Origin of the sequence: Micromonospora krabiensis (assembly GCF_900091425.1) — a bacterium.
Taxonomy (GTDB): Bacteria; Actinomycetota; Actinomycetes; order Mycobacteriales; family Micromonosporaceae; genus Micromonospora; species Micromonospora krabiensis.
Genome location: NZ_LT598496.1, coordinates 3,488,527 through 3,514,805, shown reverse-complemented (window position 1 = coordinate 3,514,805; position 26,279 = coordinate 3,488,527). Strand labels below are relative to the sequence as shown.

The following is a 26,279-nucleotide window of genomic DNA, read 5'->3' as shown; positions in this document are numbered from 1 at the left end:
GCCTGTGACCGGGGCGACGGCGACGGCGGGCACAGCCCTCGGACCGTCGCTGTTGCATCGGACATGGACCCTCGCACCGTCGACGTGGTGGTTGGTCGGCGCCGGTCAGGCGGGCCTCTCCGTCGCGTACCACCTGCGCCGGGCGGGCTTCGACCCCGGCCCGGGATTCGTCGTCCTGGACGCCGACGACGGCCCGGGCGGGGCGTGGCGGCACCGCTGGCCGACGCTGACCGTCGAGCGGGTCCACGGCTTCCACGAGCTGCCCGCGATGTCCTTCCCCGCGGCCGGCCCGCACGAGCCGGCCGCCCGGGTGGTGACCGACTACTTCGCCGCGTACGAGCGGGAGTTCGACCTGCCGGTGCGCCGCCCCGTCCGGGTGGCGGCGGTGCACCCGCTGCCCGACGGCCGGCTGGACGTGCGGACCGACCAGGGCAGCTGGACCGCCCGCGCCCTGGTCAACGCCACCGGCACGTGGACCCGCCCCTTCTGGCCGCACTACCCCGGTCGGGCGTCGTTCCGGGGCCGCCAACTGCACACCGCCGACTACCGCGGCCCGGACGAGTTCGCCGGCAAGCGGGTCGTCGTGGTCGGGGCCGGAACGTCCGCCGTCCAGCTGCTCGGCGAGGTCTCCACCGTCGTCGCCGCCGCGACCTGGGTGAGCCGCCGGCCGCCGGACTTCCGGGACGGCGAGTTCGGCCCGGAGCAGGGACGCGCGGCTGTCGCCCTGGTCGAGGAGCGGGTGCGGTCGGGACGCCCGCCGACCAGCGTCGTCGGGGTCACCGGACTGCCGGTCACGGCCGAGGTGCGCCGCCTCCGCGAGCAGGGCGTTCTCCGTCGGTTACCCATGTTCGACCGGATCACGCCGGACGGCGTCGCCTGGGACGACGGTCGTTTCGTGCGTGCCGACATGATCCTCTGGTGCACGGGCTTCCGGGCCGCGCTCGACCACCTCGCTCCGCTCCGGCTGCGCGCCCCGGGCGGCGGCATCACCCTGGACGGCACCCGCGTGGTCGCCGACGAGCGGATCCACCTCGTCGGGTACGGGCCCTCGGCCAGCACGATCGGCGCCAACCGGGCCGGCCGCGCGGCGGCGCGGGAGATCCGGGATCTGCTCGCGCGCGACGCCGCTCTCGACTGACGGGCCTCTATTTGACGGATGGCCCGACAGCGGGCAACGTAGGCGGTGAGGGGCCCCTTCAGCTGCCCCGACGCGGTCGCGACGAGGTCGGGCCGCGATCACCTCCCACGTGCGCCCCGGACGCGGGCCATTCCCGGTCTGCGCCGTTCCGACCGCGATCCGAGAGAATCCACGAGGAGTTCCGCATGCTCACCATGACCGACAACGCCGTCCTGGTCATCCGCGACCTCGCCAACCAGCAGGACGTCGCCGAGGACGGTGGCGTGCGCATCGCCGCCGACGCCGACGCCGGTTCGCTCACCGTGGAGCTGGTCTCCGAGCCGGTGCAGGGGGACCACGTGGTGGACAACCAGGGCGCGCGGATCTTCCTGGACGCCGACGCCGCCGAGATTCTCGGTGACGCCTCGGTCGACGCGACCGTGGACGAGGAGGGCATCGTCCAGTTCGGCTTCACCGAGAAGCAGTAGGCCGTCAGCCGGCCCGCCGGCTCTCACCACCACGCGGCGGACGGGACGGCCGGCCACGGGCCGACCCGGCCCCCGACGGCCCGAGCGGGGCGTGCCGCGCTGGGCGCCGCAGCGTGGCCAGCACCTCCGCCAGGTGGTGGGAGGTGCCCCAAGCCGTCCAGTTGCTCGCCGACCCCGCGCCCGCGACCCGGCGGGCGCGGCGGAGGATCTCGTGGTCACCCCAGGAGAACGACGCCCCGTCGGTGGGCCAGTGCGGGGCGGACACGAGGGTGCGGCACAGGTCCGCGAACCGGTCGTCGCCCCGGCCACCCCGCCGCGACCAGCGGTAGATCCACCACGCGCCGTCCGTGGTGTAACAGAGTGTGAACAGTCGGTCGCCCGACTGTCCGGCCCCGGGCAGCGCCGGGCCCACGCCGTAGTCACCGTAGCCCGCGCCGAGGTCGGCCAGCCGCTGCCAGAGCAGCCAGTCCCAGCGGTCCAACCGCACCGGCTCGTCCACCGCGAGCCGGCTCAGGGTGGGCGGCAGGCCGCCCGCCGCCACCGTCACCGACCGCCAGGCGTGCCGCCGGGCCCAGTCCAGCAGGCGGCGTACCCGCGCCTCGGCCAGCCGGACGTCCGCCGGGCAGCACACGTCACCGGCGTCCACCAGCAGGTCACACTGCTCCGGCACCAGCCCCGTGCCGCGCCAGATCCGCTCGACCGCCGACGTGGTCGCGTCCGGGCCGCCCCGGTCCCGGGCGGCGCGCAGGCGGATCACCGCCCGTCGCGCGTACGCCCGGGCGGTGACACCGTGCGCGGCCAGCCGCCGGTCGCTCTCGGCGAGCCCGACGACCGGCACCAGCGGCACGCCCCAGCGGACCGGGTCGGTCTCCGGCGTGGCCGGAAGCGCCGACACGTCGACGGCCGGGAGGAGCTCGGCCGGCAGCCGGGCCAGCGAGTCCACCATGGACCGGTCGACGACGGTGACGTCGAGGACCGGCGCGATCAGCGGAGCGGCGGTGGCGTCGAGGTGGGCCAGGGCGTCCAGCTCACCCCGTCGACAGGCGAGGACGGGGCGGTAGACCGGTTCCGTCGCCCGGCCCCCGTGGGCGGGCACCATACTTCAGGGTAGCCAGACATGTCGATCCGTTCACAGGCCGCGCGGGTACGGGTGGCCGACACGTCCGCCCCGGTCCTCCCGTTGGGGTGGACCGGGGCGGGGCCGTCCGCGGGCCGAGGGGGGCCGGATCAGTCGTCGTCGTCCTTGTCGTCGTCATCGTCGTCACGGTCGTCATCGTCGTCATCGTCATCGGCCGCCTCCTGCTCGGCCCGCAGCACCGTGCCGTTGTCCCGGTCGACGTCGATGTCGTGCTCGGTGTTCCCGTCCACGACCTCCACGCTCCACACCGGGCGGCCGTGCTCCTGCTCCGCCTCGACCTCGACGATCCGTCCGCCGCCCACCCGGGCCAGCGCGATCTCGCCGGCCCGCTGCTGGTCGACGCGGTCCCCGCCGGCGGGCGGCGTCGAGGTGCCACCGGTGGTCGGCGTACCGCTCGGGGTACCGGCGGTGGCGCTGCCGCTCGGGGTGCCGGCGGTGGCGCTGTCGTCCGGGGTGGCGCCCTCCGTCGGGGTGGCCGGATCGGTCGGGTCGACCGTCGCGGCGGCCAGGGTGGTGCCCCGGTTCCGGTCCCCGTCGGCGGCGGTGACCCCGACGGCCACGCCGGCTACGGCCAGGACGGCGGCGCCCCCGGCCGACGCCAGGAGGATCGCGCTGCGCTTCATGATGTCCACCTCTCCTCGGTTGTTGTCTCCGAGGATCGGTCGTGCGTGGATAGCATCGCGCTGTGCCGACGTTAAGGCCGGGCTAAGCCGTCGGCGGGCCCAACCGCAGCAGCACCTCGGCCCCGCCGTGCCCGCCGCCACGCAGCTCCAGGCGGCCGCCCGCGGTCTGCGCCGCCCGGCGGGCGATGTCCAGTCCGAGCCCCGTGGAGCCGGCCGCGCTCGCCCCCCGGCGAACGGCGTCGATCGGCAGGCCCGGCCCCTGGTCGGCCACGGTCAGCACCACCTGGCCCTCGCTGCGGGCCAGCCGGACGGTGAACGGGGTGCCGTCCGGGGTGTGCGCGAAGACGTTCCCGAGCAGGGCGTCCACCGCCGCGGCCAGCTCGTCACCGGGTACGCCGACCGGGAGCGGGCCGGGCGCGAGGTCCAGCGTCAGCGCGCGCCCGGTGTCCTCGGCGAGCACCGACCAGAAGGCGACCCGCTCGCCGACGATCTCGGCGGCGTCCGAGCCGGTCGGTCCCGCCTCCGGCGACCGCCGCCACCGGGCCTGCCGGATCAGACCGGTCACGGCCCGTTCCAGCCCGTCGACGGCGGCGGTGACCCGGGCCGCGTCCTGCGCGTCGCGCAGCGACTCCGCCTCCAACCGCAGCGCGGTCAACGGGGTCCGCAGCCGGTGGGACAGGTCCGCCACCTGCTCGCGTTCCTGCACCAGCAGCACCTGGATCCGGCTGGCGAGGTGGTTGAGCGCGCCCGCCACCTCGCGTAGCTCGGCCGGGCCGGACGGTGTGACCCGGGCGTCCAGCTCCGCGTTGGCCAGCCGGTGCGACACGGCCGACAGCGCGTCGATGGGCCGGACCAGGGTGCGGGCCAGCCGGTCGGCCACCAGCAGCCCGATCAGGACCAGCAGCAGACCGAGCAGGGCGAGCACCAGCCAGGCCCGATTCACCCCGGCGGTCAGCTCGGCCCGGGGCACCTCCACCCGGATCACGCCGGTGCCGTCCGGCCGGCCCTGCACGGCGATGACCACCTCGCGCCCCGCCGTCGACTCCCCGGTGAGGCTCTGGCCCCGGGCGGCGAGCGCCACCGCGGCCGTACGCGGGACGGGCGCGCCGAGCACCGTGCCGTCGGGCAGGTAGACGCTCACCGGCCGGCCGGAGTCGGCGGCCAACTGCTCGACGGTCAGCCGGATCGTCGCCGCGTCGGCGGTGCCCACGACGGGCACGAGGCTCTGCGCGTCGGCGGTGGCCCGCACGGTGGCGCGGTCCTCGGCGACGGTCCGCACGAGCAGGGCCAGGGGCACCAGGAACGCGACGAGGGTGAGCACGCTGACGGCGGCCACCAGCAGGGCGAGCCGGGCCCTCACCCGGTCGCCCCCGGCGGGTCGAGGCGCACCCCGACGCCGCGCACGGTGTGCAGGTAGCGCGGCTCCTGCGCCGTCTCACCGAGCTTGCGGCGCAGCCAGGACAGGTGCACGTCGACGGTCTTGTCGGCACCGCCGTACGGGATCTGCCACACCTCGGTCAGCAGTTCCCGCTTGGTGACGACCTGGCCGGGGCGGGCGGCCAGGTGGTGCAGCAGGTCGAACTCGCGCGGGGTCAGCTCGACCGGCGCGCCGTCGAGCGTCACCTGCCGCGAGCGGGGGTCGACGCGCAGCCCGCCCACGGCCAGCGTCGGGTCGGGTGCGCCGGCACCGGACGGTCCGCGGCGGAGCACCGCGCGGGCCCGCGCGTCGAGCTGCGCGGCCGTGAACGGCTTCACCACGTAGTCGTCGGCGCCCGCGTCGAGCACCCGGACGATCTCGGATTCGTCGTCTCGGGCGGTGGCCACGATGACCGGCACCGCGCTGACCGCGCGCAGCATCCGCAGCAGTTCCCGACCGTCCAGATCGGGCAGGCCCAGGTCGAGCACGACCAGGTCGGGCCGGTCGTCGAGGGCGTCGCGCAGCCCGGCCATCGCGGTGGAGGCGGCCGCGACCGCGTGTCCCCGTTCCCGCAGCGCCCGGATCAGCGGCGTCCGGATCGTGAGGTCGTCCTCGATGAGCAGCAGGCGGGCCACTCTGGCAGGTTAACCACTGACCGGGTCCGGTGGCAGCGCCGTTAACCGTCCCTTAGCGCGCCGCTGTGCCGGCGCCAACCTCCGGTCGGGGAGACTCGGTGGATGCCTCGCCGTTCGCTCCTCGTCGTCGTCGGGTGGCTGGCCACCGCCGCCGTCGCCACCCTGATCGGGGTGGGCGCGATCCGGTTGGTGGGGGAGAGCATCACCGGGACGCCGGGCGGGGTGCGCAGCGCGGAGGAGATCGCCCGCGCGTTGGAGGCCGACCCGGTGCCGGCGCCGAGCGCGCCGTCGACGGCCGCACCGACCGCCGCCGTTCCGTCGGCCGGCGGGTCCCCGCCGGTGGCGTCGCCGGGCACCGGCGCCCGGCGGAGCTTCGCCACCGCCGGCGGCTCGGCGGTCGCCGAGTGCACCCCGCAGGGCGTACGGCTGGTGTCCTGGGCGCCCGCGCAGGGTTTCCGGGTGCGGGACGTCGACCGAGGGCCGGACGACGACGTGGAGGTCCGCTTCGAGGGGCCGGCGGGGGAGCACGAGCTGAAGGTGCGTTGCCTCGGCGGCGAGCCGGTGTCCGAGCCGGACGACTGACCCAACCCAGATGCCTTGACCTGCGCTTTTGTCCTTGATCGGACAGCTCGTCGACTGGTTGCCGTCGGGAATCTCGATCTAGTTTCGATGACGAAGGGGGCGATCACCGCCGATCCCTCTTTGCCGCACGAACTGCCGCACCGCTGCCCGGCCGGGCCGGCCAGCAGGGAGGACCGCACCATGCCCAGCTCGAGAACCCGGCGGGGGGCGGCGGCCCAGCCCGCGCCCGAGGAGGACGATGCCGTCCGGGCCGACGACGAGGTCACGACCTGCGCGAGCGTCGGCCTGCCGGCGAGCGCGCGGGTCCTCTTCGCCGTGGTCAACGCCAACGGCACCCTGATCCGAGGTCTCGGCGTGGCGACCGCCAACCGTCTCTCCACCGGCATGTACCAGGTGATCTTCGACCAGGACGTGTCGGCGGCCGGCTACGTCGGCACGGTGGGATTGGCGGGCAGCGCGGGGGTCGCGCCGATCGGGGACATCTCCGTCGCCGGGCGGACCGGCATCCCGAACGGCGTCTTCGTGGAGACCTTCGCGAGCGACGGCACCGCGGCCGACCGGCCGTTCCACCTCGCGGTGCTGGCCTGACCGGAGTCGGCGCGCCGGCGCGGTGGGGCCCGGCCGCGCAGACGAGCGCACGGCGCCGCCCGACCTCGGTCGGAACGTCGCCGCGCTCTGGCCGTCTCCCACCAACGCAGCCGTACGGCGGTACGCCAGCGGGGACCTGGCTCGACCGACCACAGTGCCGGTCGGATGTGTCGATCCCCGCCCGTCGCGGATCCAAACCTCCCCCGAGTGGGGAATTCCACCATCTGACAGTCCCGGCGTGGCGCGGCGTCGCAACGGGTATGAGGCGGTCATGGAGCATTTCACGATCGCGACCGTCGCCGAGAAGAGCCCCGACTTCCGGCGGGTCCTGTGGACCGGGAAGAACACCCAGTTGGTGATCATGACCATCCCGCCGGGCGGTGAGATCGGCGAGGAGGTCCACGAGGGGATCGACCAGATCCTGACCTTCGTCAGCGGCACCGGCGAGGCCCGGGTCGCCGGTGAGAAGCGTGAGGTCGTCCAGGGCGACCTGGTGGTCGTACCGGCCGGCACGAAGCACAACTTCGTCAACACCGGCCCCAACCCGCTCGTGCTGTACACCGTCTACGGGCCGCCCGAGCACGCCGACCAGGCGGTGCATCACACCAAGCGGGAGGCGGACGCCGCGGAGGCCGCCGGCGAGGACGAGCCGCCGCGCTGATCCGCCGCCACGGGCAACGGGCCGACCCGGGGAGGGCCGGTCTGTTCCGGGTCGTTGCGGGTACCCGCTGCGGGTGGAGCAGCCGGCGATCGCCGACTACGGATTCCTCTCCGACTGCCGCTCGGGCGCGCTGGTCAGCCGGGACGGGTCCGTCGACTGGTGGTGCCCGGCGCGGTTCGACGGCACCGCGGTCTTCGCCCGGCTGCTCGGCCCGCGCGCCGGCCACTACCGGCTGGGCCCGGTCGGCGCCGGCCGGCCCGGCCACCGGGTCGAGCGGGCCTACCTGCCGGACACGCTGGTGCTGCGGACCGTGCACCACACGCCGGAGGGGAGCGTGGCGGTCACCGACGCGCTGGCCGCCGGAGACGGCGTACGCGGACACGACCTCGGGCTCAACTCGCCCGCCGTCCTGCTCCGTGAGGTGAAGGGGCTGAGCGGACGGGTCCGGATGGCCCTGGACTTCACGCCGCGACCGGAGCACGGACTGCTCATCCCGTACCTCCGCCAGCAGGCCGACGGCGAGGTGCTCGCCACCGCCGGTCCGGCCACCCTGGTGCTGCGGGCCGGCGACCTGCCGCTGCGCGTCGGGCACGACAGCGTCCGGGAGGAGTTCGAGGTCTCCGCCGGCCAGATCATCACCTTCGACCTGGCGTACGCGTCGGCGTACGGGGACCCGCCGGTCCGGCTCGACGCGTCGGCCGCGCTGCAGGAGACGGCCTGGGCGTGGGAGTCGTTCCGGGAGACGCACCAGTACCCGGGCCGGTACCCCGACCTGGTCCGGCCCAGCGCGACCGTGCTGACCGGCCTCACGTACGGGCGCAGCGGGGCGGTCGCCGCGGCGCTGACCACGTCCCTGCCCGAGCTCGTGGGCGGTGAACGCAACTACGACTACCGCTACTCGTGGCTGCGCGACTTCGCGATGACCATGCGGGCGCTGTGGGTGGCGGCCTGCCCGCACGAGACGTCCCGGCTCTTCGAGTGGGTGAGCCGGTCGATCGGGCGGATCGGGGACGATCCGGTGCCGGTCCTGTTCGGGCTGGAGGGGGAGCGGGACCTCAGCGAGCACACCTGCCCGCACCTGTCCGGCTTCGCCGGAACCGGGCCGGTACGGATCGGCAACGACGCCTGGCGACAGCGTCAGCTCGACGTGCCCGGTGAGATCCTCTCCGCCGTCTGGCGACTGCGCGACTACCTCGGCGGCACCTTCGACCACGAGCTGCGGGACATGGTGCTCGGGCTGACCGAGCAGGTGGTGAACTCCTGGCGGCTGCCGGACCAGGGGATGTGGGAGACCCGGGACGAGGAACGGCACTACGTGTCGTCCAAGGTGCTCTGCTGGGTGGCGATGGACAGCGCGGTGCGGCTGGCCGACCGGTTGGGTGAGCGCGCCGACCCGCGCCGGTGGGCCGCGGTCCGGGACGAGATCCGCGCGACCGTGTTGCGGGAGGCGTGGAACGACGAGATCGGGGCGTTCACCGGCGCGTTCGGCTCGTCCGAGCTGGACGCCTCGGCGCTCTTTCTGCCGGTGGTGCACTTCCTGTCGCCGAACAACCCGCGGATGCGGTCGACCATCGAGGCCGTCCAGCGGGAACTCGGCACCTCCGACGGCCTGATCCGGCGCTGGTCCACCGACCCGGCCGGCTTCGTGCTCTGCTCCTACTGGATGGTGGAGTGCCTGGCGATGGCCGGTGACACACGGCGCGCCGAGGAGCTGTTCACCCGGGTCTCGGGCCACGCGAACGACCTCGGGCTGTTCAGCGAGCAGATCGACCTGGCCAGCGGGGCGCACCTCGGCAACACGCCGCAGGCGCTGTCGCACATCGGCCTGATCAACGCCGCCTGGCGACTCACCGACCCCGTCGGCCTGTGACGGCGGGCCGGCGCGGTGCCTCCCGCCCGGCCCGGCCGGCGACGCGGCGGGCCGGGCTCGTCAGGTGAGCACCGGCACCTCGGAGACGTCGACCGTCTCCGGGTACTTCAGGCCCGCGCCGGTGTTGAGCACCACGACCCGCTCGCCGGCCCGGATCCAGCCGCCGGCCCGCAGCTGCCGGGCGGCGGTCAGGCACGCCGCGCCCTCCGGGCAGAGCAGCAGCCCTTCCCGGTCGGCGAAGTCCCGCAGGTCGGCCAGGATCTCCTCGTCGGTCACCGCCACGGCCGTGCCGGCGCTTTCCCGCAGGGCCGTCAGGATCAGCTCGTCACCGAGCGGGGACGGCACGGTGATGCCGAACGCCACGGTCTGCGCGTCGACCCAGGGCTGGGCGCGGTCCTCGCCGGCCGCGAACGCCCGCACGATCGGCGCGCAGCCGGTGGACTGCACCGCCACCAGCCGGGGCAGCTTGTCCTCGACCCAGCCCAGCTCGCGCAGCTCGTGCAGCGCCTTGTGGATGCCGATGAGGCCGACGCCGCCGCCGGTCGGATAGATGATCACGTCGGGCACCTGCCACCCGAGCTGCTCGACGATCTCGTACCCCATGGTCTTCTTGCCCTCGAGCCGGTACGGCTCGCGCAGCGTGCCCGCGTCGAAGATCGCCCCGTCGGACGCGGCGACCAGCTCCGCCACCCGCCGGCCGGCGTCGCTGATCAGGCCGTCCACCAGACTCAGGTCGGCGCCGGCGGCCACGCACTCGCGGCGGCAGATGGTCGGCGCGGACAGCGGCATGACGATGGTCGCGCCCATCCCGGCCCGCGCCGCGTACGTCGCCCAGGCCGCCCCGGCGTTGCCGTTGGTCGGCATGGCGATCCGCTCGACGCCCAGCTCGCGGGCGCGGCTGACGCCGACCGCGGCGCCCCGGGCCTTGAAGGAGCCGGTGGGCGTCAGGCCCTCGTCCTTGACCATCAGGTCCGGGATTCCGATCTCCGCCCCGTAGCGGGGGGTGCGCAGCAGCGGCGTCCAACCCTCGCCGAGCGTGGTGACGTGCCGGGGGTCCTCGACCGGCAGCAGCTCCCGGTAGCGCCACAGGTCGGCGGGGCGCAGCGGGAACTGCTCCGGGGTGACCGCCCGGGCGACCGCGGCCAGGTCGTAGCGGGCCAGCACCGGCGAGCCGCAGTCGCAGAGGTTCTGCGGGCGGTCCGCCGAGTGTTCTTTGCCGCAGCGGGGGCACTCCAGGTGGGTCAGGTACACGTTGTTCCTCGCCGTCAGCTCGCGTCGATGCTCAACCAGCGTCGGCTGCGTCGGCCCGGCTCGTAGCCCGAGTCCAGCCGTTTCGCCACCACCCCGGGCAGCCCCTGCTCGCGGCCCGTACGCAGCGCCTCGGCGCCGGTGCCGGGGAACCACGGCGGAGTCTGCCAGTGCGGACCGTTCAGCGCCAAGCCGTCGAGCAGTTCACGGCGCTGCGCGTACGGCAGGTCGACGCAGCTCACGCCCTCCAGCCAGAGCAGGTCGACGAGCAGGTACTGGGCGCCGGCGGGCACCCGACCGCCCGCCCTGGGCGATGCCGGACGCACCCGGCCGCCGCCGTCGATGCGTACCAGCACCCCGTCGAGGACGGCCTCGGTCGGCGCGAGGGTCTCGGCGAGGTCCCGCAGCCAGCCGTACGACCCGGTCACGTCCTCGTCGGCGGCCGAGAGCAGCCGCAGCCGGCCGCCCGAGACGTACGCGACCGCGCGGAAGCCGTCCCAGCGCAGCTCGTACCCCCAGTTGTCCTGGTCGCGGGGGAGCCGGGCGGCCGGGGTGGTGTGCATGGGGCGGACCAGCTCGGGCATGCTCGTCCAGCCCTCGGGCGGCGGGTCCGTGCGGCGGACCATCCAGTCCCGGCCGTCCCGGCCGCCGGTGGCGAAGAGCACGTACCGCCCGGAGGTGCGTTCACCGTCGAGGACCACGATCACCTCGTCGTCGCGCCACTTCTCGGCGCGGTAGGTCCCGCGGTCGTGGATCCGCATGGTGCCGCCGCCGTACTCGCCGGCCGGGATCTCACCGGCGAAGTCCAGGTACTCCATCGGGTGGTCCTCGGTGTGCACGGCGAGGTGGTTGCGGCCGGAGTCGCGGGGCAGCCCGCGCGGCACCGCCCAGGACGCGAGCACGCCGTCGCGCTCCAGCCGCAGATCCCAGTGCAGGCTGCGGGCGTGGTGCTGCTGGATGACGAACCGGTCCGCGCCGCGCCCGCGGCGGCGTGCGGTCCGCTCCGGGACCGGCTCCGGCGTCCGGGCCGCGTCCCGTTTGCGTCGGTACTCGTCCAGCCGGTCCGCCACACCCGCATTCTCCGGCAACCGGGCCCGACTCGCCGGTGGCCCGGCCGGTCCCGTTCCGCCACATGCCGGGGACGAGGAGGGGTAGAACGGTCGTCATGGACCACGATGACCAGCCCACCGTCCTGCTCCCCGGCGAGGTCCGGATGCCCCTGCTGGGGTTCGGCACCTGGCAGGCGACCGGTAAGTCCGCGTACGACGCCGTGCTGGCGGCACTCGACGCCGGTTACCGGCACATCGACACCGCCACGGTCTACGGCAACGAGAAGGAGGTCGGCGAGGCGGTGCGGGAGAGCGACCTGCGCCGGGAGGACCTCTTCATCACCACGAAGCTGCCGCCGAACCGGGTGGGTCGCGAGCGCGAGACCCTGGAGGCGAGCCTGGAGGCGCTCGGCACCGACCACGTGGACCTGTGGCTGATCCACTGGCCGCCCGCCTCACCGGGGGACAGCATCCCGCTGTGGCGGGAGCTGCTGGCCGCGCGGGACGAGAACCTGACCCGGGCGATCGGGGTGAGCAACTACAGCACCCCGGAGATGGACGAGCTGATCCAGGCGACCGACGAGAACCCGGCGGTCAACCAGATCAAGTGGAGCCCCTTCCTGTACGACCGGCAGCGGCACATCGAGCACCGCGACCGGGGCGTCGTGCTGGAGGGCTACAGCCCGTTCAAGACCAGCGACCTGTCCGACCCGGTGCTGACCCGCGTCGCGTCGGCGCACGGCGTCTCCCCGGCCCAGGTGGTCCTGCGCTGGCACATCGACCACGAGATCGTGGCGATCCCGAAGAGCGTCACGCCGGACCGGATCCGGGCCAACGCCGACATCTTCCGGTTCTCGCTGACGGCGGAGGAGATGCGCGACATCGACGCGCTCGGCGCCGTCTGATCGGGCAAATTCCTTCAGCCGGCGACAAGGGATTGAAGGGTATCGACATCGACGTACGTGAGCGGGTAGCGTGCCCGCCATCACGTACGTCGATGCGTGTGATCCCCTCCGTCCGGCTAAGGAGCGTCATGGCCACGTCCCGATCCGTCCGTCTGCGCCGCCGGGTCCTCCTCGGCGTCCCGGCCCTGCTGGCCGCCGCACTCACCGCCACCGCCGTCCGGCCCGCCCCGGCCGCCGCCGCGCCCCGGGCCGAGTGCCTGGCCGACCTGCTCGGCGCCTCCTGATGGCCACCATCCCCTGGCTCGTCGACGTGCTGCGGGGTGCCGGCGTCCAGGTCGTGGTCGAGGGGGACTGGCTCAACCGGATGCGCCCCGGTGACTTCAACCCGATCGGCGTGCTCTGGCACCACACCGCCTCGACCTCCAGCGCCACCAACCCGCACCCGGCCCTGAACATCTGCATCAACGGCCGGCCCGACCTCGCCGGCCCGCTCTGCCAGGCGCTCGTCGACTACCACGGCGTCTTCCACGTCATCTCCGCCGGGCGCTGCAATCACGCCGGCGCGAGCGGCGGCAGCGGCCCGATCCCGGCCGGTGACGGCAACACCCTCATGATCGGGTGGGAGATCGACTACAACGGGGTCAGCCAGGAGATGACGGCGGCCCAGTACAACGCGTCGATCGCCGCCACCGCGGCCGTGCTCACCCGCCTGGGCCGGGACGCCAGTCACGCCAGAGGACACCGGGAGACCAGCACCACCGGCAAGATCGACCCGTCGTTCATCGACCTGAACGTGATGCGGGCCGACGTCGCCGCCCGGATGGCCGGCGGCGGCACGGCCTGGTCGTCGGTCGTGGACAACACCACCGCCGGCCGGTTCACCGCCGGCACCAGTTGGGGCGTCTCGTCGTACTCCGGCCAGCGCTACGGCGCCGACTACCGGTACGCCGACCCGGTCGCCGCGAGCGATCCGGCCTGGTACCGCTTCAACGTCCCCGCGGCCGGCAACTACCGCGTCGACGCCTGGTGGCCGGCGAACTCCGGCTACAACGGCGCGACGCCGTACATCGTCGCCACCAGCAGCGGCAACCGCACCGTCTACGTCGACCAGCGGGCGAACGGCGGGCAGTGGCGCACCCTCGGCACCTTCGCGCTGCCGGCCGGGGACGCCGACCGGGTGGCGGTCAGCCGGTGGAGTTCCGCCGCCGGCCTGGTCATCGCCGACGCGGTCCGGCTCACCCGGGTCTGACCTACCCGGGCCGTGCGCGGGGTGCGGCGGTCACCGCCGCACCCCGCGTCCGGGCTCAGGCGCGCGAGCAGGCCACGCCGTTGAGGGTGAAGGCGCTCGGCGAGGCGTACGCTCCGCTCAGCGTCCCCTGGTAGCCGAAGCTGGCCGTGCCACCCGGGGCGATGGTGCCGTTGTAGCCCACGTTCCGTGCGGTCACCCCCGAGCCGCTCTGGCTCACCGTGGCGTTCCAGGAGTTCGTGACCTGCTGCCCGGCGGGCAGCGTGTACGCCAGCGTCCAGCCGTTGACCGGGCTCGTCCCGGTGTTGCGGATCTGCACGTCGGCGGTGAAGCCGTTGCTCCAGGTGTTCGCCGTGTACGTCACCGCGCAGCCCGTCCCGCCCGGCGGCGGGGTGGTGGGCGGCGGGGTGCCGCCGCCGTTCACAGCGGCCGAGAACGAGGTCACCGCCAGACCCACGCCGCCCTGCCACGGCTCGAAGCCCGCCTGGATGCTGGTCAGGTACCAGGAGTTGGTGATCGCGCCGCGGTTGCGGACGTCGGCGATGAAGTCCAGCACGCTGAAGCTCAGACTGCTGATCGGGGACGGCGCCACGTACGAGATGACGTTGTTGGAGCCGTTGCTGCCCCGCCAGACCTCCCAGGTCCGGCCGGCGAGCGTCGCCGTGCCGACCGGTGAGCCGATGGGCTGGATGGAGCCCTGCCGGTTGAGCCAGATCATGATCTCCATCTGGTTCACCCCGTCGGTCTTCGGCGACGGGTCGAGCCAGATGTCGTACGAGGCGTTGTAGGTGGCGCCGCTGACGTACCGGTAGCTGATGCTGCTGGTCGCGCTGCTGATCTGGCCCACCTGGATCGGCAGGTTGGTGCCGGGTGAGCAGTTGGTGTAGTGGCAGCCGAAGAAGACCGACGGGTACGCGGTCGGCGCCCCGTTGGTGGGGTTGCTGCCGTTCTGGGTGGTGATCTCGAAGCCGGTGCTGGTCACGTTGATGCACTGCTGGGCGCTCGTGCCCCACCGGTTGTTCTGCACGACGTAGCGGTTGCCGATGACGGTCGAGCCGTACTGCTCGCAGATCAGGGTGTCGGCGGAGGCGCTCCCGCCGAGGGCCACGGCGACGATGGAACCGCTGACCAGCAGGCCGGCGGCCACCAGGGCCCGAAGTCGACGTTTCATGCTGCTCCTAGCGCTGCGGCGCTGCCCGGGCGCCGACGGTCGATGCGGGACGGGTGAGTGGGGAGCGGCCGAGGCGCGGCCGCTGACCACGGGAGCGCTCCCACGCTGCCTAATACATTTACACCCTTGAAACCCTTGCGCAACCGCGACCGGAAGATCGTGTCCGGCCGACTCCTTCGGCGCGGCATCCTCCGCGTGGCGACGGTGAACCGCCCAGGTGACAGTCCTGTCCCGACCGGGCGACACCCGCGCCGCGCCGAGGAGCGTGACCGCCGGGACTGATCGGCCCTGGTGTGCGCCGATTGCGCCGAGTAGTGTCTTGCATCCGACGCGTGCCGATCCCCTCCGGAGGCGTACCGCAACCATGGGTGGCTCACCCCTGCGCATCCTCGTCGTCGGCGCGGGCATCGCCGGCCTCGCCGTGGCCCGGGCGTTGCGGATGGCGGGCTTCCGTCCCGACGTCACCGACAAGCTCCCGCCGGGCGAGTCCCACGAGACCGGGCTCTACCTGCCCGGCAACGCCGCCCGCGCGCTGCGCCGCCTCGACCTCGACGGCCCCGTCCGCCCGCTCGGGCACGTCGTGCACCGGCAGCGCTTCCTCGACGCCGACGGCGCCCCGCTCTGCGAGGTCGACCTGGACGTGCTCTGGGCCGGCGTCGGCGAATGCCGGGCGCTGCCCCGCGCCGAACTGCACCGGGTGCTGCTCACCGGCGCCGGCGGAGCGGTGCGGCACGGCGCCGAGGTCCGCGCCCTCGACCTGCTCCCGGCCGGCGTCGGCGTGACGTTCGTCGACGGCACCACCGCCGAGTACGACCTGGTCATCGGCGCGGACGGACCGCGTTCGTCGGTGCGTACCCTCGCCGCGCTCGGCGGCCCGCCGCGACCCGCGGGCCAGGTGGTCTACCGCACGGTGCTGCGCGACGGCCCCCCGGTCACCGAGTGGACCGCGCTGCTCGGCCAGCGCTCCGGGATCCTCGTCGTGCCGATCGGCGGCGGCCGGCTGCACTGCTACGCCGACGAGGCCGGCACCGTGGCACCCGCCGACCCGGTGGCCCGGCTGCGCGAGCTCTTCGGCGCGTACGGGGGGCCGGTGCCCGAGGTGCTCGACGCGGTCGAGTGGGTGCACGTCGGCGTCACCGACGAGGTGGAGCTGGGCCGCTGGTACCGGGGGCGGGTGCTGCTGGTCGGCGACGCCGCGCACGCCACCGCGCCCACCCTGTCCCAGGGGGCGGCGATGGCCCTGGAGGACGCCGTGGTGCTCGCCGAGTCACTGAAGGCGGCCGGCAGCGTCGAGGCGGCCCTCGTCGCGTACGAGAGTCGCCGTCGCCCGCGTACCCGATGGGTGGCCGACCGGACCCGGGACCGCAACCGGACCCGGGACGTTCCGCCGGCGCTACGCGACCCGCTGCTGCGCGGACGTGGCGGCCGCATCTTCGGCGAGCACTACCGGCTGTTGCTCGGCCCGCTCTAGGTCGTCGCCGGCGCGGCCGATGATCGTAGCTGGCCACCCCACGCGGCAGGGCCACCTGCCGGGGACTATCCTCCTTGCGGATGACGGCCCGCTGAAAATCAACGCGTGCCGAGCGGGACAACCGAGAACCGGAGGCCACTCGTGACCACCGTCGCACCCAAGCCGGTCGTGACCCGGCCCTGGCCGGTCCGAGAGCCGGTCAAGGGGTCGGCCATCGCGCGGCTGCTGCGGACCACGGACGCGAAGCAGATCGGGATCATGTACATGGTCACCGCGTTCGCGTTCTTCATGATCGGTGGCCTGATGGCCCTGATCATGCGGGCCGAGCTGGCCCGGCCCGGGCTGCAGTTCCTGTCGCCCGAGCAGTACAACCAGCTGTTCACGATGCACGGCACGATCATGCTGCTGTTCTTCGCGACGCCGATCGTGTTCGCCTTCGCGAACTACATCGTGCCGATCCAGATCGGTGCGCCGGACGTCTCGTTCCCGCGTCTGAACAGCTTCGCCTACTGGCTGTACCTGTTCGGCGGCACCATGGCGACCGCCGGGTTCATCACCCCCGGTGGCGCGGCTGACTTCGGTTGGTTCGCGTACGCCCCGCTGAGCAGCGTGGAGCACTCCCCGGGCGTCGGCGCCAACATGTGGATCATGGGTCTGGCCATCTCCGGTCTGGGCACCATCCTCGGTGCGGTCAACATGATCACCACGGTCCTCACCCTGCGGGCCCCCGGCATGACCATGTTCCGGATGCCGATCTTCACCTGGAACATCCTGGTCACCAGCCTCCTGGTGATCCTGGTCTTCCCGCTGCTGGCCGCCGCGCTCTTCGCGCTCGCCGCGGACCGCATCCTCGGCGCCCACGTGTACGACCCCGCCACCGGCGGCCCGATGCTGTGGCAGCACCTCTTCTGGTTCTTCGGACACCCCGAGGTGTACATCGTCGCGCTGCCGTTCTTCGGCATCATCAGCGAGATCATCCCGGTCTTCTCCCGCAAGCCGATCTTCGGCTACAAGGGCCTGGTCGCCGCGACCCTCGCCATCGCCGCCCTGTCGATGAGCGTCTGGGCGCACCACATGTTCGCCACCGGCCAGGTGCTGCTGCCGTTCTTCAGCTTCCTGAGCTTCCTGATCGCCGTGCCCACCGGTATGAAGTTCTTCAACTGGATCGGCACGATGTGGCGGGGCCAGGTCAGCTTCGAGTCGCCGATGCTCTGGTCGATCGGCTTCCTGGTGACGTTCCTCTTCGGCGGCCTCACCGGTGTCCTGCTCGCCAGCCCGCCGCTGGACTTCCACGTCTCCGACTCGTACTTCGTGGTCGCGCACTTCCACTACGTGCTCTTCGGCACGATCGTGTTCGCGGTGTTCGCCGGCATCTACTTCTGGTTCCCGAAGATGTTCGGCCGGATGCTCGACGAGCGGCTCGCCAAGGTGCACTTCTGGCTGACCATGATCGGCTTCCACACCACGTTCCTGGTACAGCACTGGCTCGGCAACGAGGGCATGCCCCGCCGGTACGCCGACTACCTGCCCAGCGACGGCTTCACCACGCTGAACATGGTCTCCACCGTCGGCGCGTTCATCACGGGTATCTCCACGCTGCCGTTCATCTACAACTGCTGGAAGTCGTACAAGACCGGCCCGGTGGTCGAGGTCAACGACCCGTGGGGCCACGGCAACTCGCTCGAGTGGGCCACCAGCTGCCCGCCGCCGCTGCGCAACTTCGACCGGATGCCCCGCATCCGCTCCGAGCGGCCCGCCTTCGACGCCAAGTTCCCGGAGCTGGCCGCCGGCCAGACCCTCGCCGGACCGCCGGAGGGTGGCGCCAAGCCGCTCACCAGCGAGTCCGATGGCGGCGCCCGCTACACCGAGGACACCGCCAGCAACATCGACCGGGCCTGACCGCCCGACCGCACCGCGCACGACGGGCGTCACCCCCTGGGGGTGGCGCCCGTCGCCGTCATACGGCTCGGCCGTGCGGCTTGGCCGCGCGGCTCGGTCCGTTGGTTCGGCTGATCGACTCGGGCTCCAGGAAGGCGGGGTGTCCGGGCGGCTGGGAGTGCCCGATTTCCTGGAACCCGAGTCGATCACGCTCGGGGCGACGGGTCGGCCCCGGCACGCCGAGGGCGGACCCACCCGACGGTGGCCCTACCCGACGGTGCCCCACCCGACGGCGGACCCGGACGACTGCCCCAGCCGGCGGCGGCCCCATCGGACGGCGGCCAGCCCCACCCGGCGGCGGCCTCGGCCGGTGCGAGCGCGGGGGCCCGGACCCGGCCGTGCGTGCCGGGGCCCCGCGGGCCTGATCTCAGCGGGTCGGGGTGGTGACCAGGTCCAGGTCGGGCTCGGTGGGGACGGCGGTGCTGGTGCGGCGGCGGCGTAGTTCCAGCGGGAGCACGGCCAACGCCACGAGGGCGCCGATCGCGCCGGTGACGGCGAAGCCCCAGACCGGCGCGGACGCGTCGATCACCGCACCGGCCAGCGGTGCGCCGACCGCGATGCCGACGGTGACCGCGGAGCCGTGCAGGCCCATCGCCTCGCCGCGCGACTCGGGCGGGGCGAGGCGGCTGACCGCGTCGGCGGTGGCGGCGATGGTGGGGGCGCAGAGCGCGCCGGCGGGGATCATGGCGAGGCAGAGCAGCCACCAGTGTGCGCCGCCCAGCCCGACCGGGATGGTGCAGAGGCTCAGCGCGGCCATGAGGGCGAGCGGGGAGACCGGGCGGTGTGCCGCCCCGTACGCGAAGCCGCCGGCCAGCGAGGCGACCGCCCACATGGCGAGGACGGCGCCGGTCCAGCCGGCCTCGCCGCTCTCCCGCAGCACGGCGACGACGGCGACGTCGGTGCCGCCGAGCACCAGGGTGGCGGCGAGGCTCACCGCCAGCACGGCCAGCAGTCGGGGAGTCACCCACTCCCGGCGGGACACCCGGCGGGGCGGCGCCGTCGAGTCGGTCACGCCGCTGGTGGGCGGGTTGAGCAGCCAGAACGCGATCCCGGCGGCGACGATCCCGGCGCCGACCAGGTAGAGGGTGGTGCGTGCCGAGATCGCGGTGACCAGCGCCACGGCCAGCGCCGGGCCCACCATGAACGACAGCTCCACCGACATCGAGTCGAGGGCGTACGCCGGGCGGCGTCGCTCCTCCGGCACCAGTGCGGCGACGGACTGGCGGACCACGGAGAAGATCGGCAGGGCGAGGGAGCCGGCGACGAAGGCGGCCGGCAGCAGCAGGAGGTACGACAGGGACGGCGCGGTGGACCAGAAGACCGCCTCGACGAGGCCGGTGAGCAGGAGCACCGGCCGCAGCCCGCGGCGGTCGATGAGCCGGCCGAGCAGCGGGCCGCCGATCGCCGCGCCGACCGTGACGGCCGCGCCGACCAGCCCGGCCGCGCCGTAGCCCCGGCCGAGGTCCTGGACGACGTAGAACGTCAGGGTCACCCCGGTCGCGGTGAGCGGGATCCGCGCGAGCACGGCCACCAGCAGCAGCGACCGGAGTCCGGGCAGTGCGAGCGTCTCGCGGTAAGGCTTCAGGTTCACGATGGTCCGTACCTCCCGCGCCATCCTCGGCGTCGGGCACGACAACCACCAACCGATTAAGGGGTCATGCGGCTCTGATCACAGGTGCGCCGTGCAGGGTGACCCCGGCGCCCTCCAGGGATCGCAGCGCCAGGTCGGTGGTGTCCGCGGCGACCCCGGCGGTCAGGTCGAGGAGCACGGTGGTGGCGAAGCCCTCCCGCGCGGCGTCCAGGGCGGTCGCCCGCACGCAGTGGTCGGTGGCGATCCCGACCAGGTCGACCCGGTCGACGTCGTGGCGGCGCAGCCAGTCGCCGAGGCACTCGCCGTCGGCGGCGTGCCCCTCGAAGCCGGAGTACGCGGCCGCGTGCTCGCCCTTGTGGAAGATCTCCTCGACCCGTCCGGTGTCCAGATCGGGGTGGAACTCGGAGCCGGCGGTGCCGACGACGCAGTGCCGGGGCCAGGTGTCGACGAAGTTCGGCTGGTCGGCGAAGTGCCCGCCCGGGTCGACGTGGTAGTCCTTGGTCGCGACGACGTGGTCCCACCGGCCCGGTTCGGCGGCGAGCAGCCGGGTGATGCCGGCGGCCACGTCGGCGCCGCCGCCGACGGCCAGGGATCCGCCCTCGCAGAAGTCGTTCTGCACGTCCACGATGATCAGCGCGCTGCCCATCGGTGCTCCCTTCCTCACGCCCGGGTCCGGGACCAGGCCAACCTCAGGCCGCGGGTACGACGGTGACCGGGATGGCCGGGTCGCCCGCGGACAGCTTCAACCCCTCCCAGGGGATGGAGATCAGGCACTGCCGCAGGTGTTCCCGCGACTCCTCCAGCGTGGGCAGCTCGGCCGCCTCACCGCCCACCACGTACGAGCGCTGGAGCAGCCGGTCGTTGGGCTGCCGGTCCGGCACCCCCTGCGGGACGATGATCTCCTCGGTGGCGGTGCCGGTCGGCTTGTGCCGCCGGACCGCGATCTTGCGCCCGCCGATGGTCGCCTTGTGCTCGGAGCGCTTCACCACCGGCCGGCCGTCGACCTCGACGAGTTTGTAGACGAGGCCGACGGTGGGCGCGCCGGAGCCGGTGACGACGGCGGTGCCGGCGCCGTACATGTCGACCGGCTCGGCGGCGAGGGCGGCGATGGCGTACTCGTCCAGGTCGCCGGAGACGATGATCTTCGTTTCGGTCGCGCCGAGCGAGTCGAGCAGCTCCCGGGACTGCTGGGCGATCACCGCGAGGTCCCCGGAGTCGATCCGGACGGCGCGCAGGTCGGTGCCGGCCACCGCGATGGCGTTGCGGATGCCCTGGCTGATGTCGTACGTGTCGACCAGCAGTGTCGTGTCCTTGCCCAGCGTGGCGACCTGCGAGGCGAACGCGGTCCGCTCGTCGTCGTGCAGCAGCGTGAACGCGTGCGCGGCGGTGCCGGCGGTGGGGATGCCGTAGCGGCGGCCCGCCTCCAGGTTGGAGGTGAAGCCGAAGCCGGCCAGGTAGGCGGCCCGCGCGGCGGCCACCGCGGCCCCCTCGTGGGCGCGGCGCGAGCCCATCTCGATCAGGGTGCGCCCGCGGGCGGCGGTGACCATCCGCGCGGCGGCCGCGGCGACGGCGCTGTCGTGGTTCAGAACGGAGAGCACCAGCGTCTCCAGCACCACGCACTCGGCGAAGGTGCCGGAGACGGTGAGGACCGGCGAGTTGGGGAAGAAGAGCTCACCCTCGGCGTACCCGTCGATGTCGCCGGTGAAGCGGTAGTCCCGCAGCCAGGCCGCGGCCGGCTCGTCGACCACCCCCCGCCGCAGCAGGAAGTCCACCTCGGCCTCGTCGAAGCGGAAGTTCCGGATCAGCTCGATCAGGCGTGCGGTGCCGGCGACGACCCCGTAGCGTCGGCCGCTCGGCAGGCGACGGCTGAACACCTCGAACACGCATCGGCGGTCCGCCGTGCCGTCACGCAGGGCCGCGCTGACCATCGTCAGCTCGTAGTGATCGGTCAACAGTGCGGGGCGAAGGGTGCTCACGGCCTCAGCCTAGAGTTCACCCGGCGTCCCCGCCCTCGTGGCCCGGGATCGCCCGCAGCGCGGCCCGCAGATCCGCCCGCCCGGTGACGCCGAGCTTGGCGTAGATCCGCTGGAGGTGGTTCTCCACAGTGCGGGCGGAGAGGTAGAGGCGGTCCGCGATCGCCCGGCTGGTGACCCCCTCGGCGGCGAGCCGGGCCACCTGCCACTCCCGCTCGGACAGCACCGGAGTTCCGGCGCGCAGGGCCGGCGTGCGGACGACGTCGCATCGGGCGAGCAGCGCGGCGAGCCGTTCCCGGGCCTCGGCCGCCGCCGCGGGCCGCTCCCCGCGCAGCCGGTGCAGGGCGGTCGCGGCCGCCTCGGCGGCGTACACGTGCAGCTCAAGCGCCGCGAAGTCGTCGGCCACCCGGAGCAGGTCGGCCGGCGAGCCGGAGACGGCGGCCCGGGCGTGCCGGGCCAGCAGCGGGGGCAGGTTCCCGTCGACCCGCTCGGAGAGCTCGGCGAGGCGCTGGGCCACCGTGCGGCGGCTGCCGTCGGAGCAGGTCGGCCCGACGTGCGCGGCCGCCTGGTCGAGCCGCACCAGATCGTGCAGGACGTGCACCTCGTGGCCGGCGAAGCCGTCCGCGCGCAGCCGGTCGACCAGCTCGGTGAGCTGCTTCACCGCCCCCGGCAGGTCGCCGACCGCGGCGAGCACCGCCCCGCGTGCCTGCTCCAGCCACGGGTAGAGCACCGCCATGCCGGGGGCCTGGGTGCGGTCGGCCTCGGCCATCGCCTCGGCGGCCTGCGTCGCGTCACCGCGCAGGGCCGCCGCCTGGGCCCGTTCCGCCTGCGCCAGGCCGGCGTAGACCCGGCTGGTGGCCAGCACCGCGCACGCGCCGAGGCTCGTGCGCAGCGCGACGTCGCTCTGACCGCGCAGCCGCGCCGCGTACGCCTGGAGGATCGCCAGGTAGCCGGTGCCCAGCCGGAAGTCCCCGGCGCCGGCCAGGTCGGCGAACTCGTCGGCGACGATCGCGTCGATGCCGGCCAGGTCGCCGGCGAGGGTGAGCCGGGTGCCCCGGGCCAGCTCCAGGGCGAGTTGGAGGTACGGCATGTCGGGCCGCCACCGGGCCGCCTCGGAGTGGACCTGGGCGATGGCGGTGCCGCTGCGCTGCAGCTGCCCCTGCGCCGCCTGGAGGTAGGCGATGGTGCTGCGGGCCAGCTCGCGAGCGGCGACGCTGGCCGCGGGGCGGTCCAGCACACCCTGGCTGAGCCGCAGCGCCGTGGCGGTGTCGAGCCGGTGCAGCCGCATGATCGCCTCGAACGCCCGGACGCGGGCCTGGTCGGCCGAGTCGGTCAGGTCCGTGGCCCGCCCGGCGATCTCCTCCACCGTGGACTCACGGCTCAGCCCCCAGTAGGTGACCATGCCGCGTACGGTCAGCCACCGGCTCAGGCGCCGGCCGTCGCCGGTGCCGGGGGAGACGGCGTCGAGCACCTCGATCGCCTCCTCCGGCCGGTCGGCGAACATGAGGATGGTCGCCAGCAGCTCCGCCGCGTCGAAGCCGCCGCCGGCGTTGAGCGCCGCGCGGGCCAGCCGCGTCGCCAGCGGCACGTCGTAGCGGCTGAACGCCTGGACGGCCGCGCCGAGCAGCAGCGTCGCGTCCTGGGCGGTGCCCGAGTCGAGCCGCCACACGGCAACCCGGAGCAGGTCGTCGCGGCGGCGGGTGCCGACCCGTTCCAGCAGCTCGGCGAGGTGCGCCTGCAGTCGGCGGGTGCGGCTGACCGGGCAGCGGCGGCGCATCACCTCGCCGTAGAGGGGGTGCGCCAGCCGGACGTTGGTCCGCCGGTCGTGCTGGAGCACCGTGATCAGCCCGCGCTCCTCGGCCATCTCGACGTCGGCCCGGTCGACGGCCTGGTTGAGCAGGTGCAGGCCGAGCGGTTCACCGAACGCGACCAGCTCGACCACCGCCCGCACGCCGGGGGTCAGCTGGCCGATGCGGGTGTCGATCAGGTCGGTCAGGTTGGGTGCCAGCTCGAGGCGGCCGGTCCACTTCCAGATCCCGTACGTGCGGGTCAGCTCCTCGCTGCCGGAGGCGGCGTGCACCAGCTCGCGCAGCAGCAGCGGGTTGCCGGCGGAGAGCCGGCCCAACCGGTCGGCGGAGCCGGCGTCGACCGGGCCGTCGAGGATGGCGGCGAGCAGCCCGGCGGTCTCCGCGGGCGCCATGGGGCTCAGCTCGGCGTGGTCGACGAGGTCGTCGGTCCAGAGTGCCCGGATCGGCAGCGGGATCTGTTCGCCGCTGCGGAACGTGCCGATCACCGTGGCGTTCTCGGCCCGGGCCACGAGGTGCACGAGCGCGGCCGACGGCGGGTCCAGCAGGTGCGCGTCGTCGATCGCGAGGACGATGCGCCGCCCGGCCGCCTGCTGCTGGAGCACCTCCAGGGCCCAGCGCAGGATGCCGGCCGGGGACAGCCCTTGCGGCTGCTCGGCCGGGAGCACCTGCACCAGACCGCCGAAGGGGAGCGCCGCGGTGGTGGCGCTGGCGGCGATCGACCAGATCGCGTAGCGGTCGGTCGGCAGCGCCGAGACGCCCTCGCGCAGCAACCGACTCTTGCCGATGCCCGCGTTTCCGCTGAAGAAGAGCCCTCGACCCGCGGTGCTGGTCACCGCCGACAACAGACGGTTGAGCTCATCCGTGCGGCCGACGAACTTCCACCGACTCATCCGGGCAGCATATCCATCGAGTTCGGTCCGCGCGCATACCGTCACGCAGCGAAGTTGAGTAATCTCGCGATTACTGGTGAGTATCCGATGTGTTCCGCCCGGGCCCCCGGTCGCTCGTAGTCTTCCGGCATCCGGATCGCTCCACCGGATACTCCACGTGGCCGGTTGCCGCCGGCCCCGCACGTCACGGGAGGCCGCCCTCATGCAACCGGGTCAGCTCCCCTCCGTCGACATGCCCGGCGACCAGCCGGGGCCGAGCGACATGCCCCGTTGCGCGCCCCTGCCCACCCGGCTCGGGGTGAGCGACCCGGGGCCGGACGAGTCGCTCGGCGTGCTCACCGTCGGGCCTGCCGACGCCGGTCGCCGCGCCGTGCTCGCCACCCTGCTCGACCTCGACCCCGCCCTCCTCGGTGTGCCCGACGGCAGTTGGCTGGTGCTCCGCCACGCGACGACGCCCAGCCGGGCGGCCTACGTGCCGGGCTACCGCCAGCCGCACGCCTACGGCGCGGACCGCGGTGCCGCCGGCCCCGCCCTGGCCCGCCCGCCGCGCCGGGTCGAGCTGGGTCTGCCCGAGCCGCTGCTGCGGCACTTCGCCCTGGTCGACACCCCCGACACCGGCGCGCTCGGCGTGGCCGGCGCCCGCGTGCTGATCGAGGCGGCCGGCCGCGCCGGATGCCTGCTCTTCGTGATCGCCGCCGACCAGACGTTCACGGCCGCGGAGCTCACCCTGCTCGCCGAACTCGCCCAGACCTCGGTCTCGGTCTGCTTCGCGGTCACACCGGGCACGACCGGCTGGGCGGGGCCGGACAGCGCGGCGCGTACGGAGGACGCGGGGGCGTCCGTCCCGCCGTCCGGGGCCGGGTCCCCCTCACCCGGTCCCACGGTCGACCCGATCACCGTGACGGTCCAGGCGCACCGCGCCGCCCTGCTCGCCGCGGTCCCCGCGCTCGCGGAGGCGCGCTGGTTCGCGCCGCACCGCGTCGACGACGCGGCCGACCTCCGCCGCGCCCTGGTCGGTTGGGCCGTCGACGAGGGCCTGCGGCGGGCCAGCTCCGACCCGCCGGTCCTGCCCGGGGAGCACGGCCGGGTGCCCGTGGTCGCCGACCCGGGCGACTGGTCCGAGCTGCTCGACCGGTTGACCCGCTCCTGCGCCCAGCGGATCCGTCAGCACCTCGCGCTGGAGCTGGCCAACATCCACCTCCGCGTGGTTCAGGAGATCGTCTTCGGGGTGGGCTGCGCCGGGCTGCCCCAGCTGCTCGACCGTGAGATGGAGGCCCTGTCGCTGCTGGCCACCGCCCAGTGTGACCAGGCCGTCCGGGGCATCATCGAGGAGGCCTCGTCCCGTGTCGTGGGGTCGCCGCTGCCCGAAGGGGTCTACCGGCGGGTCTCCCACGCGATGCGCTGGGGGCTGGCCGAGGAGGGTTCCGGCCGGGAGCTCGACCGGGTGCTCCTCGTCACCAGCACGGCCGGCGTGGCCGGGCTGACCGGTGACGGGGCGGTCGACGCGGTCGCCGGCTACCCGGGCACGGCCCGCACCGAGGTGCTCCCACCGGTCGCCGTCGCCCTCTCCGGCGGCTGCTGGCAGCACTGGCGGAGCCCGGGCAACAACGACCCCAACGGCGCGCGGGCCTGGGCCCAGCGAGCGCTGCGCGAGGTCGAGTTGGAGCTGTCCCGGGAGATCTCACGGCGGTTCGAGGTGATCCGTCTCTCCCTGGGCGTGGTGCTCTCCGATGCGGTCGACCACGGCATCCTGCTCGCCTGAGGGCGTCCCGATCGTCCGGCCCGCCGGGCCCGCCCGCCCACCCCTCGGGCGCGGTCCCGGCGGGCCCGGCACGCCTCCCGCCCGAGATCCGCGGCCGGACGGCGTTCC

Annotated in this window: 23 protein-coding genes; 12 read left to right on the top strand and 11 right to left on the bottom strand. The window is 74.0% G+C overall.

The features are described from left to right. The first annotated feature begins 52 nt into the window (after positions 1-52). Both GA0070620_RS15830 and GA0070620_RS15825 read left to right on the top strand, forming a co-directional pair. On the top strand, positions 53-1,138 hold the full coding sequence (locus tag GA0070620_RS15830; protein WP_197677604.1) for an NAD(P)-binding domain-containing protein: 1,086 nt from the start codon (positions 53-55) through the stop codon (positions 1,136-1,138). Positions 1,139-1,323: 185 nt separating this feature from the next. Then, a complete protein-coding gene (locus tag GA0070620_RS15825) occupies positions 1,324-1,605 on the top strand; it encodes an adhesin (protein ID WP_091591656.1) in 282 nt (93 codons plus the stop codon). 4 nt (positions 1,606-1,609) lie between these two features. Here GA0070620_RS15825 and GA0070620_RS15820 read toward each other — a convergent pair whose 3' ends face one another. From GA0070620_RS15820 to GA0070620_RS15805, 4 genes are all read right to left on the bottom strand, one after another. Then, positions 1,610-2,704 (bottom strand): beta family protein, encoded by a 1,095-nt coding sequence (locus GA0070620_RS15820; RefSeq protein ID WP_091591655.1) that lies wholly within the window; start codon positions 2,702-2,704, stop codon positions 1,610-1,612. Positions 2,705-2,832: 128 nt separating this feature from the next. Next, positions 2,833-3,366 (bottom strand): PepSY domain-containing protein, encoded by a 534-nt coding sequence (locus GA0070620_RS15815; RefSeq protein ID WP_091598814.1) that lies wholly within the window; start codon positions 3,364-3,366, stop codon positions 2,833-2,835. A gap of 82 nt (positions 3,367-3,448) precedes the next feature. Then, positions 3,449-4,726 (bottom strand): HAMP domain-containing sensor histidine kinase, encoded by a 1,278-nt coding sequence (locus GA0070620_RS15810; protein WP_091591653.1) that lies wholly within the window; start codon positions 4,724-4,726, stop codon positions 3,449-3,451. Continuing rightward, a complete protein-coding gene (locus GA0070620_RS15805) occupies positions 4,723-5,418 on the bottom strand; it encodes a response regulator transcription factor (RefSeq protein ID WP_091591650.1) in 696 nt (231 codons plus the stop codon). Before GA0070620_RS15805 ends, GA0070620_RS15810 begins: the two co-directional genes overlap by 4 nt. Positions 5,419-5,520: 102 nt before the next feature. Between GA0070620_RS15805 and GA0070620_RS15800 the strand changes: the two genes are divergently transcribed. The 4 genes from GA0070620_RS15800 (at position 5,521) to GA0070620_RS15785 (ending at position 9,119) form a co-directional block, all read left to right on the top strand. Continuing rightward, on the top strand, positions 5,521-6,000 hold the full coding sequence (locus tag GA0070620_RS15800) for a septum formation initiator (RefSeq protein ID WP_091591647.1): 480 nt from the start codon (positions 5,521-5,523) through the stop codon (positions 5,998-6,000). 180 nt (positions 6,001-6,180) lie between these two features. Beyond that, positions 6,181-6,588, top strand: a complete 408-nt coding sequence (locus GA0070620_RS15795) for a hypothetical protein (protein ID WP_091591644.1) — start codon at positions 6,181-6,183, stop codon at positions 6,586-6,588. Between the two features lie 271 nt (positions 6,589-6,859). Then, positions 6,860-7,249: a cupin domain-containing protein gene (locus GA0070620_RS15790; RefSeq protein WP_091591641.1), complete on the top strand. Its 390-nt coding sequence runs from the start codon at positions 6,860-6,862 to the stop codon at positions 7,247-7,249. Positions 7,250-7,322: 73 nt separating this feature from the next. Next, the gene (locus GA0070620_RS15785) at positions 7,323-9,119 is read left to right on the top strand and encodes a glycoside hydrolase family 15 protein (protein ID WP_091591639.1); all 1,797 of its coding nucleotides are present in this window, start codon (positions 7,323-7,325) and stop codon (positions 9,117-9,119) included. Positions 9,120-9,179: 60 nt separating this feature from the next. On the opposite strand, the gene GA0070620_RS15780 is transcribed toward GA0070620_RS15785, so the two are convergent. Both GA0070620_RS15780 and GA0070620_RS15775 read right to left on the bottom strand, forming a co-directional pair. Continuing rightward, positions 9,180-10,370: a threonine synthase gene (locus GA0070620_RS15780; RefSeq protein ID WP_091591637.1), complete on the bottom strand. Its 1,191-nt coding sequence runs from the start codon at positions 10,368-10,370 to the stop codon at positions 9,180-9,182. A gap of 14 nt (positions 10,371-10,384) precedes the next feature. Further along, complete coding sequence (locus tag GA0070620_RS15775) at positions 10,385-11,437, bottom strand: DNA polymerase ligase N-terminal domain-containing protein (protein ID WP_091591635.1); 1,053 nt, start codon at positions 11,435-11,437, stop codon at positions 10,385-10,387. Between the two features lie 95 nt (positions 11,438-11,532). Here GA0070620_RS15775 and GA0070620_RS15770 point away from each other — a divergent pair, with 95 nt between their 5' ends. The 3 genes from GA0070620_RS15770 (at position 11,533) to GA0070620_RS15765 (ending at position 13,570) form a co-directional block, all read left to right on the top strand. Then, positions 11,533-12,321 carry an aldo/keto reductase gene (locus GA0070620_RS15770; protein ID WP_091591633.1) on the top strand — a complete coding sequence of 263 codons (789 nt, stop codon included), beginning with the start codon at positions 11,533-11,535 and terminating at the stop codon, positions 12,319-12,321. 128 nt (positions 12,322-12,449) lie between these two features. Further along, on the top strand, positions 12,450-12,605 hold the full coding sequence (locus GA0070620_RS32960; protein ID WP_172836441.1) for a hypothetical protein: 156 nt from the start codon (positions 12,450-12,452) through the stop codon (positions 12,603-12,605). Beyond that, positions 12,605-13,570 (top strand): golvesin C-terminal-like domain-containing protein, encoded by a 966-nt coding sequence (locus GA0070620_RS15765; RefSeq protein ID WP_091591631.1) that lies wholly within the window; start codon positions 12,605-12,607, stop codon positions 13,568-13,570. Before GA0070620_RS32960 ends, GA0070620_RS15765 begins: the two co-directional genes overlap by 1 nt. A gap of 55 nt (positions 13,571-13,625) precedes the next feature. On the opposite strand, the gene GA0070620_RS15760 is transcribed toward GA0070620_RS15765, so the two are convergent. Beyond that, entirely contained in the window at positions 13,626-14,738 is a 1,113-nt protein-coding gene (locus GA0070620_RS15760; RefSeq protein WP_091591628.1) for a GH12 family glycosyl hydrolase domain-containing protein, read from the bottom strand. Between the two features lie 364 nt (positions 14,739-15,102). On the opposite strand from GA0070620_RS15760, the gene GA0070620_RS15755 reads away from it, so the two are divergent. Both GA0070620_RS15755 and ctaD read left to right on the top strand, forming a co-directional pair. Beyond that, the gene (locus GA0070620_RS15755) at positions 15,103-16,209 is read left to right on the top strand and encodes an FAD-dependent monooxygenase (RefSeq protein ID WP_091591626.1); all 1,107 of its coding nucleotides are present in this window, start codon (positions 15,103-15,105) and stop codon (positions 16,207-16,209) included. Between the two features lie 141 nt (positions 16,210-16,350). Further along, positions 16,351-18,108, top strand: a complete 1,758-nt coding sequence (gene ctaD, locus GA0070620_RS15750; protein ID WP_091591624.1) for an aa3-type cytochrome oxidase subunit I — start codon at positions 16,351-16,353, stop codon at positions 18,106-18,108. 406 nt (positions 18,109-18,514) lie between these two features. Here the strand turns inward: ctaD and GA0070620_RS15745 are convergent, their stop codons facing one another. The 4 genes from GA0070620_RS15745 to GA0070620_RS15730 are packed head-to-tail and all read right to left on the bottom strand — an operon-like array spanning position 18,515 to position 24,409. Beyond that, a complete protein-coding gene (locus tag GA0070620_RS15745; protein ID WP_091591621.1) occupies positions 18,515-19,762 on the bottom strand; it encodes an MFS transporter in 1,248 nt (415 codons plus the stop codon). 40 nt (positions 19,763-19,802) lie between these two features. Then, positions 19,803-20,384, bottom strand: a complete 582-nt coding sequence (locus GA0070620_RS15740) for an isochorismatase family protein (RefSeq protein ID WP_091591619.1) — start codon at positions 20,382-20,384, stop codon at positions 19,803-19,805. Positions 20,385-20,427: 43 nt separating this feature from the next. Next, positions 20,428-21,714 carry a nicotinate phosphoribosyltransferase gene (locus GA0070620_RS15735; protein WP_091591617.1) on the bottom strand — a complete coding sequence of 429 codons (1,287 nt, stop codon included), beginning with the start codon at positions 21,712-21,714 and terminating at the stop codon, positions 20,428-20,430. A gap of 16 nt (positions 21,715-21,730) precedes the next feature. Then, positions 21,731-24,409 (bottom strand): LuxR C-terminal-related transcriptional regulator, encoded by a 2,679-nt coding sequence (locus GA0070620_RS15730; RefSeq protein WP_091591616.1) that lies wholly within the window; start codon positions 24,407-24,409, stop codon positions 21,731-21,733. A gap of 202 nt (positions 24,410-24,611) precedes the next feature. Between GA0070620_RS15730 and GA0070620_RS15725 the strand changes: the two genes are divergently transcribed. Beyond that, positions 24,612-26,171, top strand: coding sequence for a P-loop NTPase family protein (locus GA0070620_RS15725; protein WP_091591614.1), 1,560 nt, complete (start codon positions 24,612-24,614; stop codon positions 26,169-26,171). Positions 26,172-26,279: the final 108 nt, after the last annotated feature.

Excerpts from the sequence above, each read along its gene's own strand:
- GA0070620_RS15825 (WP_091591656.1), top strand. The coding sequence starts at position 1,324 with ATGCTCACCATGACCGACAACGCCGTCCTGGTCATCCGCGACCTCGCC.
- GA0070620_RS15820 (WP_091591655.1), bottom strand. The coding sequence starts at position 2,704 with ATGGTGCCCGCCCACGGGGGCCGGGCGACGGAACCGGTCTACCGCCCC.
- GA0070620_RS15815 (WP_091598814.1), bottom strand. The coding sequence starts at position 3,366 with ATGAAGCGCAGCGCGATCCTCCTGGCGTCGGCCGGGGGCGCCGCCGTC.
- GA0070620_RS15800 (WP_091591647.1), top strand. The coding sequence starts at position 5,521 with ATGCCTCGCCGTTCGCTCCTCGTCGTCGTCGGGTGGCTGGCCACCGCC.
- GA0070620_RS15795 (WP_091591644.1), top strand. The coding sequence starts at position 6,181 with ATGCCCAGCTCGAGAACCCGGCGGGGGGCGGCGGCCCAGCCCGCGCCC.
- GA0070620_RS15790 (WP_091591641.1), top strand. The coding sequence starts at position 6,860 with ATGGAGCATTTCACGATCGCGACCGTCGCCGAGAAGAGCCCCGACTTC.
- GA0070620_RS15770 (WP_091591633.1), top strand. The coding sequence starts at position 11,533 with ATGGACCACGATGACCAGCCCACCGTCCTGCTCCCCGGCGAGGTCCGG.
- GA0070620_RS32960 (WP_172836441.1), top strand. The coding sequence starts at position 12,450 with ATGGCCACGTCCCGATCCGTCCGTCTGCGCCGCCGGGTCCTCCTCGGC.
- GA0070620_RS15765 (WP_091591631.1), top strand. The coding sequence starts at position 12,605 with ATGGCCACCATCCCCTGGCTCGTCGACGTGCTGCGGGGTGCCGGCGTC.
- GA0070620_RS15760 (WP_091591628.1), bottom strand. The coding sequence starts at position 14,738 with ATGAAACGTCGACTTCGGGCCCTGGTGGCCGCCGGCCTGCTGGTCAGC.
- GA0070620_RS15755 (WP_091591626.1), top strand. The coding sequence starts at position 15,103 with ATGGGTGGCTCACCCCTGCGCATCCTCGTCGTCGGCGCGGGCATCGCC.
- GA0070620_RS15745 (WP_091591621.1), bottom strand. The coding sequence starts at position 19,762 with ATGGCGCGGGAGGTACGGACCATCGTGAACCTGAAGCCTTACCGCGAG.
- GA0070620_RS15740 (WP_091591619.1), bottom strand. The coding sequence starts at position 20,384 with ATGGGCAGCGCGCTGATCATCGTGGACGTGCAGAACGACTTCTGCGAG.
- GA0070620_RS15730 (WP_091591616.1), bottom strand. The coding sequence starts at position 24,409 with ATGAGTCGGTGGAAGTTCGTCGGCCGCACGGATGAGCTCAACCGTCTG.
- GA0070620_RS15725 (WP_091591614.1), top strand. The coding sequence starts at position 24,612 with ATGCAACCGGGTCAGCTCCCCTCCGTCGACATGCCCGGCGACCAGCCG.